This window comes from Micromonospora sp. NBC_00858 (assembly GCF_045207365.1).
GTDB lineage: Bacteria > Actinomycetota > Actinomycetes > Mycobacteriales > Micromonosporaceae > Micromonospora.
Map to the genome: position 1 here is coordinate 1,050,363 of NZ_CP108828.1, position 15,230 is coordinate 1,065,592.

Sequence of the window (15,230 nt, forward strand, 5' to 3'; positions counted from 1 at the left end):
GTGACGGGTGACCTGGGTGGCACGGTGCACGGTGTCACCGGCCTGGCTGGTGGCGTGACCGGTGATGTTGGCGGCACGCTGGACGGCGCTGTTGGTGGGTTGGGGGTCAGCGGGGTGATGGGCGACCTGGGTGGCACGGTGCATGGTATTGGCAGCGTCTCGGGGGACCTCGGTGTACACGGCGACGCGTACACCAGCGTGGATGGTGGGTTCCTGGGGGCCTGACCGGAGGCTTGCTTTGAGCTGGGGGGCCCCTGCCTCATGCGGAGGCCGGGATCGCGTTCCATCGCGCGGTTCCTGGCCTCCGCCTCGATCTTGTTCCGCCTCGTTGAGTTGCGTCAGCGCCAACTGGCGCCGGACCCTGTTGAGCCCGGAACGCAGGAGGCCGCTAACCCGGGACGGGCCTCTTGTTTCGCGGAACTCTCAGCCGACGATCCGCACCACCACGTCACGCTGCCAATCAGGATGTTCGGACCTGCACGGTCCCGTGAAGCAGCCGGCCGCTGGCCGGGGCGGCCACGGTGGTCACCGACCCGGGCATCGTTCAGGAGGTGCCGCTGCGCGCCGCGCGTTGGCGTCGGTCACCGCCACCCCCCGTGACTTAGTTGGTGAAGACGTCGAGGTAGTTGTCGCTGGTGGAGCCGGATGGCACGGATTACCCGTCGACGTGTACCTTCCGGGCGCCCACCGCCGGGTTGGCGATCGTCACCGACTCCTCGGAGTAGCTGTCGGCGTTCGGCGCGGGACGCGGTCTGGCCGGGGAGGGCATGTCTTGCCCGGCGGCGTCGCCGAGGACGAGGCGTGCGAACGCCTTGGGGTGATCCAGGTTCATCTTTGCTGTTGGTTAGCATGCCCGGCGATGATGCTGATCTTTCGCTCGCTGCGGCTACGCCGCGCGGCCCGTAGACACTTCGGCTGGCAGAAGCTGCGCGCTACGCAGTTGCACGCGATGCGTGCGCTGCTGGCGGGCCGAGACGCGCTCGTCGTGCTGCCCACTGGGGGCGGGAAATCTGCCGTGTACCAGGTCCCTGCCACGCTGCTGCGCGGCCCCACGGTGGTGATCTCACCGCTGCTGGCGTTGCAGCAGGACCAGATCGGCAACCTCAACGAGCGGCGTGATCCGGCGTTGCGGGCGGTCCGGATCAGCTCCGCGGAGAGCCCGAGCAAACAGGCGGCAGCGCTGGCCGAGCTGCGTTCGGGCGCCGCGAAGTTCTTGTTCATCACGCCGGAACAGCTCAGTTCGCCGCAGCGGCTGGCCGAGATCCGCGCGCTACACCCGGCGTTGGTGGCGGTTGACGAGGCGCACTGCATCTCGTCGTGGGGGCACGATTTCCGCCCTGACTATCTCGCTATCGGCCATCTGATCCGCGGCTTGGGCCGCCCGCCGGTTGTGGCGCTGACCGCCACGGCATCGCCGCCGGTGCGCGACGACATCACCGCGCGGCTCGGCATGCGTAAGCCGCGGCTCGTTCTATCCGGGTTGGACCGTCCGAATCTCTTCGTCGCGGCTACGCACTGCCCCAGTGAGGACCAGCGCTGGCGCAAGCTGCTCGCCATGCTTAAGGCGGCCGACCCGCCCGGCATCGTGTATGTGCCGACTCGCCGTGCCGCCGAGAAACTCGCGGAGCGGCTGTCCGACGCGGGTTTCTCCGCGCAGGCCTATCACGGCGGCATGGCGGCCGGCATGCGTCACCGCCGCCACGACGATTTCCTTGCTGACCGGGTGTCGATCATGGTCGCCACGTCGGCGTTCGGCATGGGCATCGACAAGCGGAACATCCGGTGGGTGGCGCACGTTGCGCTGCCCGACTCACCGGACAGCTACTTGCAGGAGATCGGGCGTGCAGGGCGCGACGGTGAGCCAGCACAGGCGTTGCTGCTCTACCGAGCCGAGGACGTCGCCCTGCAACGATTCTTCACCGGTGGGGCACCCGAGCTGGAAGAGCTGCGGGCTGTCGCAGCGGTCCTGCACAGCGGCTCGGTGACGCGCACCGCGCTGGCAAAGGTCACCGGTCTTGGCCAGCGCAAGGTCGCCAGCCACATCGCTCTGCTTGAGCAGGTCGGCGCGGTGACGACGGGGCCAAGGGGCGAACTGAACGTCGCTCGATACGCGCCCCTGCCCGATCAGGCGGCGCGGGAGGCACTGGCCGAGTACGGCCGCTATCAGGCCGGGCAGCGTTCCCGCACCGACATGATGCGCCGCTTCGCCGAGAGTCGGGGTTGCCGCATGCAGTCGCTACTGGGTTACTTCGGAGAGCAGATGAGCCGCCCCTGCGGGCACTGCGACAACTGCCACGGCGGCACCTCAGAAGTGCTACCGGATGATGGGCCGTACCCACTCCACAGCACCGTGCGGCACGCCAAATGGGGATCAGGCATGGTCCTCGGCTACGAGAACGACCGCATGACCGTGCTCTTCGACGATGTCGGCTACAAGACCCTGTCGCTCCCCGTCGTCCAGGCGCAGGGCCTGCTGGCGATGGAGGCGAAAAGCCGCTGAAACACCACCCGGGCAGCCCTGGTCCCCGGCTCGGCTCGCGCGGCAAGACAGGCGTCAGCCTGAGATGTGTGTCCTGTCCGAGCGGCGCCCCGGCACTCAGATCTGGGAGATGACCTGCTGCGCGAGTTCGGCGAACTTGCTTTGCGGCACGATCGTTGGGCCGGTGAACAACAGCAGTCGCAGCTCCTTCTCGTAGGGCACGGCGACGGCCAGCACCCGAGCGCCGTCGCTTTCATAGGAAACGGCGTCCGTACCCAGATCTTTGATCCTGGTCGTCTTCGCGCCGCTCCCGTTGGCGATAGCGTCGATCGACTCGGCATCAGCGAGATGCGCGGACTCGCCCGTGCTGACTGGATGGCCGGCAACATCAGTACCGCCGGCCTCGGCATCGTGGGGGCGATCGTGGCGCTGGCCACGGTACGTTCCTGGGGAATGCGCATCCCACTTTGGCTGATCGCTGTGCCGATGTGGGTCGGCGCCGGGCTGCTCGCTCCGTTCATCGTCCTCATGCCGGCGGCCGCGGTATTCGTGGCTGCCGGTTGGTGGGCACCCCCAACCACGGCTGCAGATGGCACTGAACCGACACTCGAGCCGTGGACCTTCGTCATCGTCTACGGCAGCTTCATCGTGCTGGGCGCCGGACTCGCGGTCGCCTTCCCGGTCTACGCGTGGGCCCGGTTCCGCACTGCTCTGCTGGGCACCGTGGGGCAGGTGCCGGCGGGTTCAACGCACCTGGCGCAGGTTCCGTTGGCGTGGGCAGCCGCAGTATTGGCCACCGGCCTGGCCGGCCTGCGGCTGTCCTGGGCGTTCGGCGCTACCGTCGGGCTGCACCCCGGGCCGCGGGACGTCTGGCTGCGGCTCGGCGACGTTGTGGCGGCGATGCAGATCTTGTGCGCTGTCCTGGGCGTACTCGTGCTCGTCCACAGATGGGGCAAGGAGCGGCGGTTCACGCTGCCCCTGATCGCGACGTGGCTCGGTGCCGGCGGCATGGTCGGCACCGGTTTCCTCAGCATGCCCACCATCCTGTCCGGCGATCAGTGGGCGCCCACCGGCCAAACCTTCGCCGCCCACGCAACCGGCACGTTCCTCACCTGCGTAGCCGGGGGGCTGATCAGCCTCGTGGCGCTATTCCTGCTGGTCGAACGTAGAGCCGCGGCAGCCGAGAACACGGCCGCACGGGCGCCGGCGGCAGCCGGGTAGCCGGACCGTTGCCACACCATCGGCGGCGCCAGCCATCCGCTGCTGCCGCCATGTCGGCCGGCAGCCCTGAGGCGCCGGATGGCCGGGGGTCTCGAACCCTCAACCTCCGTCGAACGCCGGTGCTCTGCCTGTTGAGTGACGGCCACCGACCTCGTGTCGGACGACGTCCGAGATCTCTGGGCGACGGCATCCGGATCCGCCGCGATCCGCTCGGTCATGCCGATGTGCGGACGTGCGACCGGCCGCGTCAAAGTCCTGACGAGGCACCCGGCTGTGTGGTGCTGCTGCGAGGAGAAGGCAACGGCACCCGGTCGGGCTCGAGCTGTTCCGCTGTGAGTGGACCTTTGGGGTGGCGGCATCGCGGCCTACCGGACGCATTCGTCAACACGCTGGTCGCCAGATCGCCGAGTTGTTCACCGCCTGACCGGCCGGCCACGCCGTCTCTGGCCGGCGTGCGACAGAATCGGGGCCGTGCGGATGCTGCTGACCTCGAACGGACTGGCCAACGACACACTGCGACAGGCGTTTGCGGAGTTGCTGGGCAAGCCCTGCGCCGAGGCCCGGGTCGCCGCGATCGTGACCGCCTCGCTGGGCGAACCCGGCGACCACGGCTGGTTCGTCGAGGCGCTCGCCGACCTGCACGGCATGGGCTGGGGCGAGCTCGACGTGCTCGACCTCAACGGCCTGACGCGGGACGTGCTGGAGGGACGTCTGGGCCGGGCCGACGTCTGGTGGGTCACCGGCGGCAACCAGTTCCATCTCGCTCAGAGCATCGCCCGCGCCGGCCTGTCCCAGGCGTTCCCGAGGCTGCTGCGCGAGAAGGTGTACGTCGGCACCAGCGCTGGCTCGATGATCTTCAGCCGGCGCTTCGACGAGCGGGCGGCCGACCTGCTCGGTGACCTAGCCGACCTCCACCTCGTCGGCGAGGAGCGGATCAAGCCGGCCTGCCCGCTGTTCGACTGGTACGTCAAGCCGCACCTCGACTCCCCGTCCTTCCGCAACCGCGACGAGCATGGGCGGACCGGCTGGCGGCGAGCGTGGACTTCCCGCTCTACCTGCTCGACGACGACTCCGCGATCCGGGTCCGCGGCGACAAGGTGGACGTCGTCTCGACCGGGCGCTGGCGGCGGGTCGGGCAATGACGGCGCCGAGCCTGCCGCGCGAAAGTCGGAGGACACCCGCGGTCGCCGACGGGAGGATGGCGGCATGACGATGCACGCCGACCAGCTCCACGTAGACGCGCAGACCGTCCGCAGGCTGGTCGAGGTGCAGTTCCCTCAGTGGCGCGGACTGCCGGTCACCGAGCTGCGCACGCCCGGGACCGTGAACGCGATCTTCCGGATCGGCGACGACCTGGCCGCCCGCTTCCCGCTGGTCGGTCACGACCCGGCGCAGGCCCGCGCGTCGCTGGCGGCCGAGGCCGAGGCCGCGCGTGAACTGGCCGACGCCGCCACCGTGCCCACCCCGGAGCCGGTGGCGATCGGGGAGCCGGGCGCGGGCTATCCGCTGCCGTGGAGCGTCCAGACCTGGCTGTCCGGCCACGACGCGACGGTCGAGGACCCCGCAGGGTCGAACGCGTTCGCCCATGACCTGGCCGAGCTCATCGCCGGGATGCGCGCCGACGACATCCGTGGGCGACGCTTCGACGGCGTCGGTCGCGGCGGGCACCTTCCGGACCACGACGAGTGGCTCGAGACATGCTTCCGGCAGAGCGAGGACCTGCTCGACGTACCCCTCCTGCGGCGGATCTGGGCGGAGCTTCGGACGCTGCCCGAGGTCGACGAGGACGCGATGTGCCACCGCGACCTCATCCCGCCCAACGTCCTCGTCGAAGACGGCCGTCTCGTCGGCGTCCTGGACGGCGGCGGCTTCGGCCCGGCGGACCCGGCGCTCGACCTCGTGGCGGCCTGGCACCTCCTCGACGAGACCCAGCGCGGCATCCTCCGCCGTGAGCTCGGATGCGGCGACGTCCAGTGGCGGCGCGGGATGGCTTGGGCGTTCCAGCAGGCGATGGGGCTGGTCTGGTACTACCTCGACTCCAACCCGACGATGAGCCGGTGGGGCAGGCGCACCCTGGACCGCATCGTCGATGCCTGGGCCGCCCGAGCGAGGACGATTCCCCTCCTAGAGTCTGACCGAGTTCGGTGAGTGTGAACGCACTCATCTGCCGCGAAGCGCGCTACGCGCCGCCGATGCAGCGGTCACTCAGTGGCGACGGAAACAGCGGACGTCGTATGGCGGTGCTCGCACGGTCCCGGGGACAAGGTCAAGCCGTCCTGGTGGGGTCAACGCGAGAAGTCAGGGCCACCCAACGGCCTGCACGGCGTAGATCCACTTCTGCGGTGCCTGCGGCTGCGCCCGGCATGCAGGCGAGAACAACGTTCCGCCAAGGATCAGTAGACGCGTATCCGGCAACAACCCGCACCGTCACGCTGCACGCCAACTGCCCCCGACGCGTACGCACCGCTTTCTGCGTGGCACCGCGACGAGCGGTAGGAGAACTCTCGCGCCCGACCGGGCGCGCAGCTCAGTGTTAAGTCGGACCGGAGGTCGGCACACAAGGTCGGACCGCAAGTCGGCATTCCCAGCCGCTGCGCCCTGGGAGAGTCTGAGCGCACGGAGTGATGACCTCGGATCCGTGAGTTCCGCAGGTTCTGCGGAGGGCACCGTCGATGTCACCTCCCGGCCCGCGGTCGAGAGCGCGACTGGCTCGGAGTGGTTCCGCGCCGGTTATTCGTTGCATGCATGAAGCCGCCGTGGGCGCGGATCGCCTCGTCCCGGAATGGGTGGTCCCAATCGAGTCGCTCGATCGCATCGCGCAGGACTGCTCGGGCGTCGTCGTCGTTCGGGTCGGCCTGATCAACGATCACCTTCATGATCGTGTCCCGGTTGTAGGGGAACCGGCTGCTGCGGGCGGCCATGACATGCAGCCGTAGCGCCTCGGCGTTTTCCAGCCCGTAGAGCACTTCGGCGTATGGTCCGTGCAGACGCTGATCCTCGAAAATCATGTTGGTCATGGCCTGTGCGGCGTCCCAGGGCATTCTTGTGGCCTCGTTACACAAATCCCGCACCATGGCCTCGTTTCTAGTGGGAGAGAGTGAGAAGCCCCGCCAGGAATCTCCTGGCGGGGCTTCGCAGCAGCCGCTCACCGGCTCTTGTGCTAAGGATTATGCTGACGTTCCTCGCCGCGTTGGTGCGCCTCATCCTGTTTACCCGCTTGGGGTGCGCGGCGGCATTGGGCGCGCGGACCGGTCCATGGCTTTTGGGCTACGGCCAATCTAAGCTGTCTCCGCCATCAATGTCAGCTAGAACTGAGGCGCCATCTTAGGGCTCAGAAACTGGCGCCGTTAGCCCTTGGGCTTCCACGAGACCGCGAGCAGGCCCACGGGCGACGAGGAAGAGGCAGGCAAATCCCGCACAGAGCAGCATGCCGACGCTGGCGAAGGTTCCGAATTTTACGAGCCGACTGTAGGTAGCCGGGTTTGATCGATGCCGCCAGAGAGGTGGCTTAGCGATGTGGCGCGTACGGGCGACGCAGGCATGTGGGACGTGGTTGGCCAGTCCCAGGCGCTCTAGACGTGAGGGATCATGGGCTAACGATGTCAGGTGGTCGGGCGTTCTAGCTCGTTGCGCACTGTGAGGAAGTCGGCGGTGGGGTCGCCTTGTGGGAGGTCGGAGACGAAGGCAACGATTCCGGTCGTTTCCTTGTCTGCCCAGCCGCAGATCGTCATGTAGCCGCCGAGTTCAGCGCGTCCTTGCCCGCAGCGGGCTTTCCCCCCGATCTGGCCTGCGTCAACCGCCGTGGTCTCGACGGGCCCGTACAGGGTGAGTACGCGTCTCAGGGTTGCTGCCGGGTCGGCGACGGTTCCCGACGCGCCGGTGACGAGCACCGCGTCGGCGGTTTCGGTCTCGCCCCCATACGCCCAACCGACCGCGCTGGTTGGTGTTCCGACCTCTCGCTTCAGCTTTTCCAGCAGCGAGATGGGTCTGTCAGTCAGACCTCGGGTCATATTCTTGGGCATCCCGAGGAGGGTCTCTGGCGTGTGCAGCTTTCGAGGCGATGGGGTGCTGGGCTGCGTCGGCGGGGTGGGTGCTGCTGCCGTGCACGCGGTTGACAGCAGGAGTGCTGCTACCGCGGGCAGCGAGGCAATCGCGGGGGCTATCCGGGCGGTCCGGTTGCGGCGGATCGTCGCCATGCTGCTCCTCTGAATCAAGAAGATGTCGCGGCAGCCTAGCCCAGTTGATCTCCAAGCGTGGACGCCCAGCTGTTGAGGGCCGAGCCCGGGGTTCAGGAGGATCGCCTCCGTCGCAACGGGCTAGTACGCCATCGGCAGTAGGCGAGCCGAGTTCGGCTCGCGTTCGTTGGTCCTCCTGTGACCGGCGTCGAGTTTGATCGGTGGCATGGGGAGTTGGACCGCCGGTATGCCGGGATCGGGCCTCGGTTGCGCCGCCGAAGTCGCGGCTGTGGGTGCGTCAGCCTTTGTGGGCGGGTCTCGGGTCTGTGGGGAGCGGGCGGCCGGCGGTACGCGGACAATGGGGGGATGAAGCGAGAGGTACGCCTGATGCGATTGACCGGGACGCGCGCCAACGGCGCGGTGGCGACGGGCGCGGCGGCGACAGGTGCGCGGGCTGCGGGGGCGGCGTCGCTCGGTGCCCTCGCCGTGGGGGCGCTGGCCGTCGGGGCGCTGGTCATCGGGCGGCTAGCGATCCGCCGGGCGGTCGTGCGGGAGCTGCGCGTCGGACGGTTGGAGATCGATGAGCTGGTGGTGCATAGCCGACCCACTGCTGAGGGATGACCCACTCCGGCGACGGGCGAGACCGTCGTTGGCGCCGCGCGGGGACGGCGCCGGTAGGCATGGCACCACGAACGTTGCGAGTTACTCAAGGGTGCCGGCGAGGTCGGCGCCCTCCGCACCCGAACCACAGTCGACCGCTGCCTCGGCGTGTGCCGCAAAGACGGACAAGGATTCAACCCGCGGCGAACTCGGCCGCTGAGCGTTCCCGCCGCATCCTGCGTACGCAACCTCGACCAGTCCAGGGGGCAGGAGCGGCGTCGATCCATGCATAGCGGTGTGGGTGGCCGTACTGGTGTCGGCGGCGGTTCCGCCTGTCTGGAACGCTGCTCCCCAAGCACCTGATTAGGCCCTTGCTTGGTGACCTCCTCGGCGGCGCCAGGGAGGTCACCAACGCAGCTAAACTTGCCTGATCTTCAGAGTCGCGCCGAGCGCCATCGGCGGTGGGGCAATGGGTCGTGTCGCCCTCGGACACAAACCATTACGCCACGGTGCGCGCTGAGATCGATTGCAGCGCGCACCGTTTGCGTCTCGGGTTGGTAGATAAGCCGGAGTCCGAGTTGGCGGTAGACCTCGGCCTTGTCGCCGGGGTCGGCGTCGCGGAGTACGGCGGCGATGTCACCGAGTGCCTGGACAAGGTCTTTGATCTCGGTTCGGCTCATGCGGCGTTGGCGGTTGTTCGAGTGGACGTGGAGATCTTGTGCCGTTTCGGAAACTCGTCGCTGCTGGTCAGGCTGCGTATCTGTACTCGTTGATGACGCCGCCGAGCACTTGGGTTCGTAGGAGTCGGTGAGCGGTCAGGTCGGTCACCGGCGCGGGGTGCTCTTGGGCGAGGGGAGGGAGCTGTCCTCGAGCCTGGTGCGGTCGATGGCGGTTGTAGTGGCGGGCGTAGGCGTCGAGGACGTGCCGGGCGTGGGTCTCGTCCCAGATCAGCAGGTGGTCGAGCGCTTCGCGCCGCATGGTTCCGATGACTCGTTCGCAGTGGGCGTTCATCCGAGGAGCCCGCGGCGCGGTCCTCACGGCCTCGATGCCGTCGGCTGCGAAGACCGCGTCGAATGGCTTGGTGTACTTCGTGTCCCGGTCGCGGATCAGGAAGCGTAGCGGGTTGACCCGTACGCCCAACTCGGTGGCGAGGTTTCTTGCCTGCTGCACCGTCCAGGATGCCGTCGGATGCGCGGTCACCCCGGCGACGTGCAGTCGGCGTGTGCCGTGTTCGAGGAACACCAGCGCGTACACCCGGCGCAGGTCGACCAGGTCGATGTGTACGAAGTCGCAGGCGATGACGCCCTCGGCCTGTGCGGTCAGGAAGTCGCGCCAGGTCGGGCCGCTGCGGCGCGGGGCGGGATCGATGCCGGCCACCGTAAGGATCTCCCACACTGTCGTGGTGCCGATGGGATGCCCGAGGCGAACAAGTTCGCCCTGGATCCGACGGCAGCCCCAGCGCGGATTTTCCTGAGCCAGTCGTAGCACCAGTGCCTTCACCGCGCTCGCGGTCGGCGGCCTGCCGGGTTTGCCCCGGCGCATGCTGTAGTCCCATTTACTCGCGATGAGTCTGCGGTGCCAAGCGAGCAGGGTCGCGGGCGTCACCGGGAACACCTGCGCCCACCGGCGTCGGGGTATGAGCGAGGCCAGCGTCGCGAACCACAGTCGGTCCGCAGGGTTGTACCGCACCGGTCCCGTGAGCTGTCTGCGTAGCACCGCGTTCTCATGCCGCAGCACGAGCAGTTCGGCATCCTTGGCCGCGTCCCGGCGCAGCAACACCGCCGGGACCGCGAGCAGCCTGCGTGCTACCTGGTACACCAGTGAGACGATCACCTGGACAAGCTTCCAGCAGGCCCTCGTGGCGCGCCATACCCACTCCGAGCAGCAGCGATGAGTTTCCGAACGACACAGGGCCATCTGGGCGTGAGCTGTAGGTCACCATGAACGACGACCATGGACTTGTGGTCGACGTCGCCCCACGGACTTGAATTCCCACGTCACCATGCGGGAGGTGCGGAGGACTGTCCGCGTCACCGGCGGCGAAGCTGCAGGATAGTGACCCCTTATGTTCCTCGGCGTCGAGGACCAGCAGCCCGTAGACCACCGAGGCGAAGCCGTTCGGCCCGAACCACATGGCGGCGCTCCCGCCTGCTCAGCCCCGGACGTGGACTTCGTCGACGTGCAGGCCGTGGCCGTCCCACCGGAGGTGGACCGTGGGTACCCAGTTCCGACCGCGTAAGGGCCACGAGCAGGTCGTCGCCCGCCGGGTGCAGGCGATCACCGAACAGGTCGCCGATGTGGCCATGGACAACGCCCCGCCGACGAAGACTTGGCGCAGCAGCGGCGACGACGAGGCTGGCCCGAGCGCCGCGACGCCGACGGGCGGGAGGTGCCGGCGAACCTGCGGCCCCGACTACTACCGGGCGCACTACGGGCGCCTGGGCGGCAGCAGCTGCGCTACCCCCGCGACCGAGACGCGACGCCGGGCCTGACCGCTCAGTGCCGGTGCACCGAGACCGAGGACCCGCAGGGCGTCGCCCGCGGGATCGACGCGCACCCGGTCGAGGTGCGCGGCGCGGTGGTCGTCGGCTACGTCACGTCGGTCGGGCCCCGCCTGGCGGACGCCGAGTTCGGCACCGACCAGGACGACACCGGTACATGGGCTGCGCGGTGCAGGACGTCGCCGCGCCCGCGTTGGCGATGACGGTGGGCTCACTGCCCTCGAGAACGCTGACGCAGGCCCGGTAACGGTGGTGACGGCGTCGCCTCGGAGACGGGCTCCGGCCCGGCGGAGATCCGCCGGGCCGGAGCCGTCATGCTGTTGACGGGCCGTGCTTCAGCTCGTCGTCACCGAACCGTTGACCTTGCTGTCCCGCACGGTGCCACCGAGGGCGTGCACCGAGCCGTTCACACGGCTCTCCACGATCGACACTACCGAGGCGTCGGTTGCGGTGACCGAGCCGTTGAGGGTCGCGTTGAAGGCGATCAGCCCGGCGCCCGGAGCGACCTTGATCCTGCCGTTGACGGTCGCACCGTCCAGGCAGGTGATGCCGGACGTGACGGTGAGTCCGCCGTTCTGGCGGTTGCGCAGGACGGTGGTGCAGGCCGGGTAGCTGGGCTGCGTCTGCACGTTCAGCTCGGCGAAGGAGACCGCCCGGGCGTTGTTCGTTCGCGGGTCGTCCAGCTTGAGGACGTCGAAGCCCTTCTGGATGTCGTTCGAGTAGATGTACCCGTTGTGGTAGTACGTCGACCACGCCCCACCGAGGATGCGGCGGGTGTCGGAGAGCGGGCCCCGCTCCCAGTAGGCGATCTCGACCGGGTTGGCCGAGTCGGTGAAGTCGATTACCGAAATGCCGCCCTGGTACCAGGCCTGGACCATGACGTCGCGGCCCATGGCGGGGATCAGCGAGCCGTTGTGCGCGACGCAGTTCTCCAGGGTCGTGTTCAGCCGTGGGATCTTGAAGTAGCTCTTGAAGACCAGCTCGCGGTCGGCACCGGAACCCACGATGTCGTAGATCGCGTCCGCGCCCTGGTTGGCCCGGTAGGTGCTGGTGCAGATCGCGCTGCTGCCACCGCCGAGCTCGTCGGTGAAGACGACCTTGGTGCCGGCGTTGTTGAAGGTGGCCGAGTGCCAGAACGCGAAGTTCGTGTCCCGGACCTGGCTGAGGATCACCGGGTTCTCCCGGTCGGAGATGTCGAACAGGACGCCGTCACCCATGCAGGCGCCGGCGGCCAGGTCCAGCTCCGGGTAGGCGGTGATGTCGTGGCAGCCGCTGGTGGAGCCGGCGCCGTTGGTTCCGGGGAAGAGAACCGGGGTGGCGACCACGGAAGCGCTGGCCGGGTTGTCCACCGGCACCTTGATGATCGAGATCTTGTCGTGCGGCGGCTTGCAGTAGAAGGCGCCGCTCGACGGGCCGTACGACTGGACGTAGACGTAGACGCTCTTTCCGTCCTTGCTCGGCACCAGCGTCTGGGTGTGCGAACCGCAGTCGGTCCGGACCGACTTGACGTACCGCGGATTCGCCTTGTCGCTGATGTCGAAGATCCGGACGCCCTCCCACGAGCTCTGCTGTGCGGAGGAGCCGCTCGTGCTGTTGCACGAGTCGTTGCTGCGGGGCGCGTCGACCGCGAGGAACAGCAGGTTGCCCATGACTGACGGGTCGCCCTGCGAGCCCGAGCAGACCACCTGGCTAACCACCTGAGGCGAGCTGGGGTTACTGACGTCGAGAACGTTGAAGCCTTCGTAGTTGCCGGCGAAGACGTAGTTGCCCTGGAAGGCCAGGTCCGAGTTGTACGCCCCCTCGCTGGCGAACCCGCCGAACTTGGGGATGTTGGCGATCTGCCGGATGTTGGGGCTGCTGGCGATCTCGTCGACGCCCGGAGTGGTGTTCGCGGCGGCCACGTCGTTGGCCGCCTCCTCGGCGATGCAGTATTCGGCGAAGTTGTCGCCGGCGGCCTCAAACGATTCGCAGATGTCTGTGCTGCCGCTGGAATCGGTGGCGCCGCTCGCCGGCGCCGCGGCCACGACGGCCGTGAGGAGAAGGGCGCCCGTGGCGGCCAGACCGATGGCCAGCCTCCGGCTCTCTTGTGGAGTTCGTCTTAACATTGTGGACACCCCTCGTTCATCGGGTCGGCACAGTAACGGGACGATAACCCGGTGTCCGGCGCCAAGATTGTGACCCAGCTCACAAATTGCGTGGGCCTCTGATCACGGTTGCGTTAACCTGGTGGGCATGCGGCGGCACGAATAACCGCAGGTGGGGCTAATAGAATCTTTTCGCTGCCGTGATCTTCCCCGTGCAGGTCAGGCTCGCGCTAACATCCCGGCCAACCTCGGTCAGATGGCGGGAGTCGAGTTGTGCTAAGTGTACGGATCCGAGCGCTTTTGGGACGCTCGCGGGCGATTGTCCTCGTCGAGCTGGCGGTGCTCGCCGTGCTGGCCGTCGGGGCAGCGGTGGTCGTCTGGTGGCCCGAGGGCCGCCCGGAATCGGCCGCGACAGCCAGCCCCCAGGCATCTCTCGACCTGCCCGGTCTGCCGGATGCGACCGCGCCGGTGCTGATGCCCGCGGCGCCCGGCGAGCCGGCGAAGACCGTCCGGGCGAACGAGAAGTCGCCCGCGCCGCGTCCGACGTACAACAACGCCGACATCCGGTTTGTCACGATGATGATTCCGCATCACGAGCAGGCGCTCGTGATGGCCCGACTGGCGGCGGACCGGGCGGCGAACCCGCAACTCAAGATCATTGCCGACCGGATCCTGGCGGCCCAGGAACCGGAGATCAAGACACTGGAGACCTGGTTGACGGACCGAGGCCTGGACCGGAACTCCGGCGGTGGCGGCCACCAGCACAGCATGGCCGGCATGCAGACGGCGGAGGCGCTGGAACTCCTCACCGCCGCCCGAGCCGCCGAGTTCGACCGGATGTTCGTCGACATGATGGTCGAGCACCATCAGGGCGCGATCGACATGGCGGGCGAGGTACTGGCGCTCGGCGTCAACGTCATCGTCAACGAGACGGCCAGCAGCGTCGTCGTCGAGCAGGGCGCCGAGATCAACCGGATGCGGCAGGCACTCACCGGCGCGAAGTAGCCCTTCTCCGACACAGTGCCAGGTGCCATCCCTGTGCTGGTCCAAAACGTAGCCGCACGGTCTGATTAGGGCTTCTAGGCGGCTGGCTCGTATTCGTTGATCAGGCCTCCGAGGATCGTTCGGCGCCGGATGCGGTCGGTCGGAGCGGGGAAGGCGATGACGTTGTTGCCGTCGTCGGGAGCGCGGAGGCTGATTCCGTCGCCTTGATGGCTGCGGCCTCGGTTGTAGTGCTGCACATACGTGTCGAGGACTATTCGAAGGTGTCGCTCGCCAGCGATGAGCATCCGGTCGGTGCATTCGACTCGGACGGATTTCACCCAGCGTTCGGCGAAGGCGTTCATGCGGGGTGCTCGCGGCCGCTCTTGCCGAAAACCTCGTCCGTGCAGGTCAGGCGGCATGCTCGTACTCGTGGAGAATGCCGCGGAGGCGCTCGCGTCTTCGGACGTTGAGACGGGCCAGCCTGTCCGGGTCGGTGATCTGTGTGGGCAACGGGTATAGCGGGCGTGCGTGCGCGATGCCCTGGTGTGGGCGGTGTCCGTTGTAGAACTGTTCGAACTCGCGTAGGGCGTGGAGCAGGTGCCGCTGGTTCCAGATCAAGGTCCGGTCCAGTAGTTCGCGGCGGCAGGTCTGGACCCACCGTTCCATGATCGAGTTCATTCTCGGCACCTGGATGCCGCTGAGCACGACGTCGATGCCCGCGTCGGCGGGGATGGCGTCGAACAAATCGGGGAACTTGCCGTCCCGGTCACGGATCATGAACCGCGCCCGGGAGCCGTTGTCTTCGAGGCCTATGACAAGGTTCTTCACGGCCTGTACCACCCATGCGGTGGTTGGGTGCGGGGTGGCGTCCAGGATGTGGATTCGGCGGCTGGCGTGCTCGATCACCGCGAGCACGTACATCCGCGCTCCGGTGGGGGTGACCGTCTCGAGGAAGTCGCATGCCAGCAGGGCGTCGGCTTGGGAGCGCAGTAAGTCGGCCCAGGTGTTGGAGGCCCGCTCGGGCGCCGGGTCGATGCCTGCCTCGTTCAAGATCTCCCAGACCGTGGACGCGGCCACCCTTCACCCCCAGCACCAGCAGTTCGCCATGCAGGCGCCGGTAGCCCCAGGCAGGGTTTTCCCGCACCAGGCGCAGCACCAGGGCGCGGACGGAGTGCACAGTGCGCGG

The 15,230-nt window shown here is 68.0% G+C and carries 15 protein-coding genes; 8 read left to right on the forward strand and 7 right to left on the reverse strand.

Annotated elements, in window-relative coordinates; all coding sequences use genetic code 11:
- Positions 1–225 (forward strand): hypothetical protein, encoded by a 225-nt coding sequence (locus OG990_RS04890; protein ID WP_406079155.1) that lies wholly within the window; start codon positions 1–3, stop codon positions 223–225.
- A 430-nt stretch (positions 226–655) separates the two neighbouring features.
- Here OG990_RS04890 and OG990_RS04895 read toward each other — a convergent pair whose 3' ends face one another.
- The gene (locus OG990_RS04895; RefSeq protein WP_406079156.1) at positions 656–832 is read right to left on the reverse strand and encodes a hypothetical protein; all 177 of its coding nucleotides are present in this window, start codon (positions 830–832) and stop codon (positions 656–658) included.
- A gap of 27 nt (positions 833–859) precedes the next feature.
- Between OG990_RS04895 and OG990_RS04900 the strand changes: the two genes are divergently transcribed.
- The 3 genes from OG990_RS04900 to OG990_RS04910 all read left to right on the forward strand — a co-directional run bounded on the left by OG990_RS04900 (position 860) and on the right by OG990_RS04910 (position 5,848).
- On the forward strand, positions 860–2,500 hold the full coding sequence (locus tag OG990_RS04900; protein ID WP_406079157.1) for a RecQ family ATP-dependent DNA helicase: 1,641 nt from the start codon (positions 860–862) through the stop codon (positions 2,498–2,500).
- Between the two features lie 327 nt (positions 2,501–2,827).
- Positions 2,828–3,700 carry a hypothetical protein gene (locus OG990_RS04905; RefSeq protein WP_406079158.1) on the forward strand — a complete coding sequence of 291 codons (873 nt, stop codon included), beginning with the start codon at positions 2,828–2,830 and terminating at the stop codon, positions 3,698–3,700.
- Positions 3,701–4,177: 477 nt separating this feature from the next.
- Positions 4,178–5,848 (forward strand): phosphotransferase, encoded by a 1,671-nt coding sequence (locus OG990_RS04910; protein WP_406081663.1) that lies wholly within the window; start codon positions 4,178–4,180, stop codon positions 5,846–5,848.
- A gap of 527 nt (positions 5,849–6,375) precedes the next feature.
- Here OG990_RS04910 and OG990_RS04915 read toward each other — a convergent pair.
- Together OG990_RS04915 and OG990_RS04920 are read right to left on the reverse strand one after the other, a co-directional pair.
- The gene (locus OG990_RS04915) at positions 6,376–6,741 is read right to left on the reverse strand and encodes a hypothetical protein (RefSeq protein ID WP_406079159.1); all 366 of its coding nucleotides are present in this window, start codon (positions 6,739–6,741) and stop codon (positions 6,376–6,378) included.
- A gap of 561 nt (positions 6,742–7,302) precedes the next feature.
- The gene (locus OG990_RS04920; RefSeq protein WP_406079160.1) at positions 7,303–7,896 is read right to left on the reverse strand and encodes a hypothetical protein; all 594 of its coding nucleotides are present in this window, start codon (positions 7,894–7,896) and stop codon (positions 7,303–7,305) included.
- Positions 7,897–8,241: 345 nt separating this feature from the next.
- On the opposite strand from OG990_RS04920, the gene OG990_RS04925 reads away from it, so the two are divergent.
- Positions 8,242–8,496: a hypothetical protein gene (locus OG990_RS04925; protein ID WP_406079161.1), complete on the forward strand. Its 255-nt coding sequence runs from the start codon at positions 8,242–8,244 to the stop codon at positions 8,494–8,496.
- A 488-nt stretch (positions 8,497–8,984) separates the two neighbouring features.
- On the forward strand, positions 8,985–9,248 hold the full coding sequence (locus tag OG990_RS04930) for a hypothetical protein (protein WP_406079162.1): 264 nt from the start codon (positions 8,985–8,987) through the stop codon (positions 9,246–9,248).
- Here OG990_RS04930 and OG990_RS04935 read toward each other — a convergent pair.
- Positions 9,223–10,308 carry an integrase core domain-containing protein gene (locus OG990_RS04935; RefSeq protein WP_406079163.1) on the reverse strand — a complete coding sequence of 362 codons (1,086 nt, stop codon included), beginning with the start codon at positions 10,306–10,308 and terminating at the stop codon, positions 9,223–9,225. The genes OG990_RS04930 and OG990_RS04935 overlap by 26 nt on opposite strands.
- A gap of 380 nt (positions 10,309–10,688) precedes the next feature.
- On the opposite strand from OG990_RS04935, the gene OG990_RS04940 reads away from it, so the two are divergent.
- A complete protein-coding gene (locus tag OG990_RS04940) occupies positions 10,689–10,967 on the forward strand; it encodes a hypothetical protein (RefSeq protein ID WP_406079164.1) in 279 nt (92 codons plus the stop codon).
- A 344-nt stretch (positions 10,968–11,311) separates the two neighbouring features.
- Here OG990_RS04940 and OG990_RS04945 read toward each other — a convergent pair whose 3' ends face one another.
- Positions 11,312–13,000 carry an LVIVD repeat-containing protein gene (locus OG990_RS04945; RefSeq protein ID WP_406079165.1) on the reverse strand — a complete coding sequence of 563 codons (1,689 nt, stop codon included), beginning with the start codon at positions 12,998–13,000 and terminating at the stop codon, positions 11,312–11,314.
- A 360-nt stretch (positions 13,001–13,360) separates the two neighbouring features.
- On the opposite strand from OG990_RS04945, the gene OG990_RS04950 reads away from it, so the two are divergent.
- Positions 13,361–14,065 carry a DUF305 domain-containing protein gene (locus OG990_RS04950; protein ID WP_328418402.1) on the forward strand — a complete coding sequence of 235 codons (705 nt, stop codon included), beginning with the start codon at positions 13,361–13,363 and terminating at the stop codon, positions 14,063–14,065.
- Positions 14,066–14,139: 74 nt separating this feature from the next.
- On the opposite strand, the gene OG990_RS04955 is transcribed toward OG990_RS04950, so the two are convergent.
- Positions 14,140–14,406, reverse strand: coding sequence for an integrase core domain-containing protein (locus OG990_RS04955; protein WP_406079166.1), 267 nt, complete (start codon positions 14,404–14,406; stop codon positions 14,140–14,142).
- A gap of 46 nt (positions 14,407–14,452) precedes the next feature.
- A complete protein-coding gene (locus OG990_RS04960; RefSeq protein WP_406079167.1) occupies positions 14,453–15,121 on the reverse strand; it encodes an integrase core domain-containing protein in 669 nt (222 codons plus the stop codon).
- Positions 15,122–15,230 lie beyond the last annotated feature (109 nt).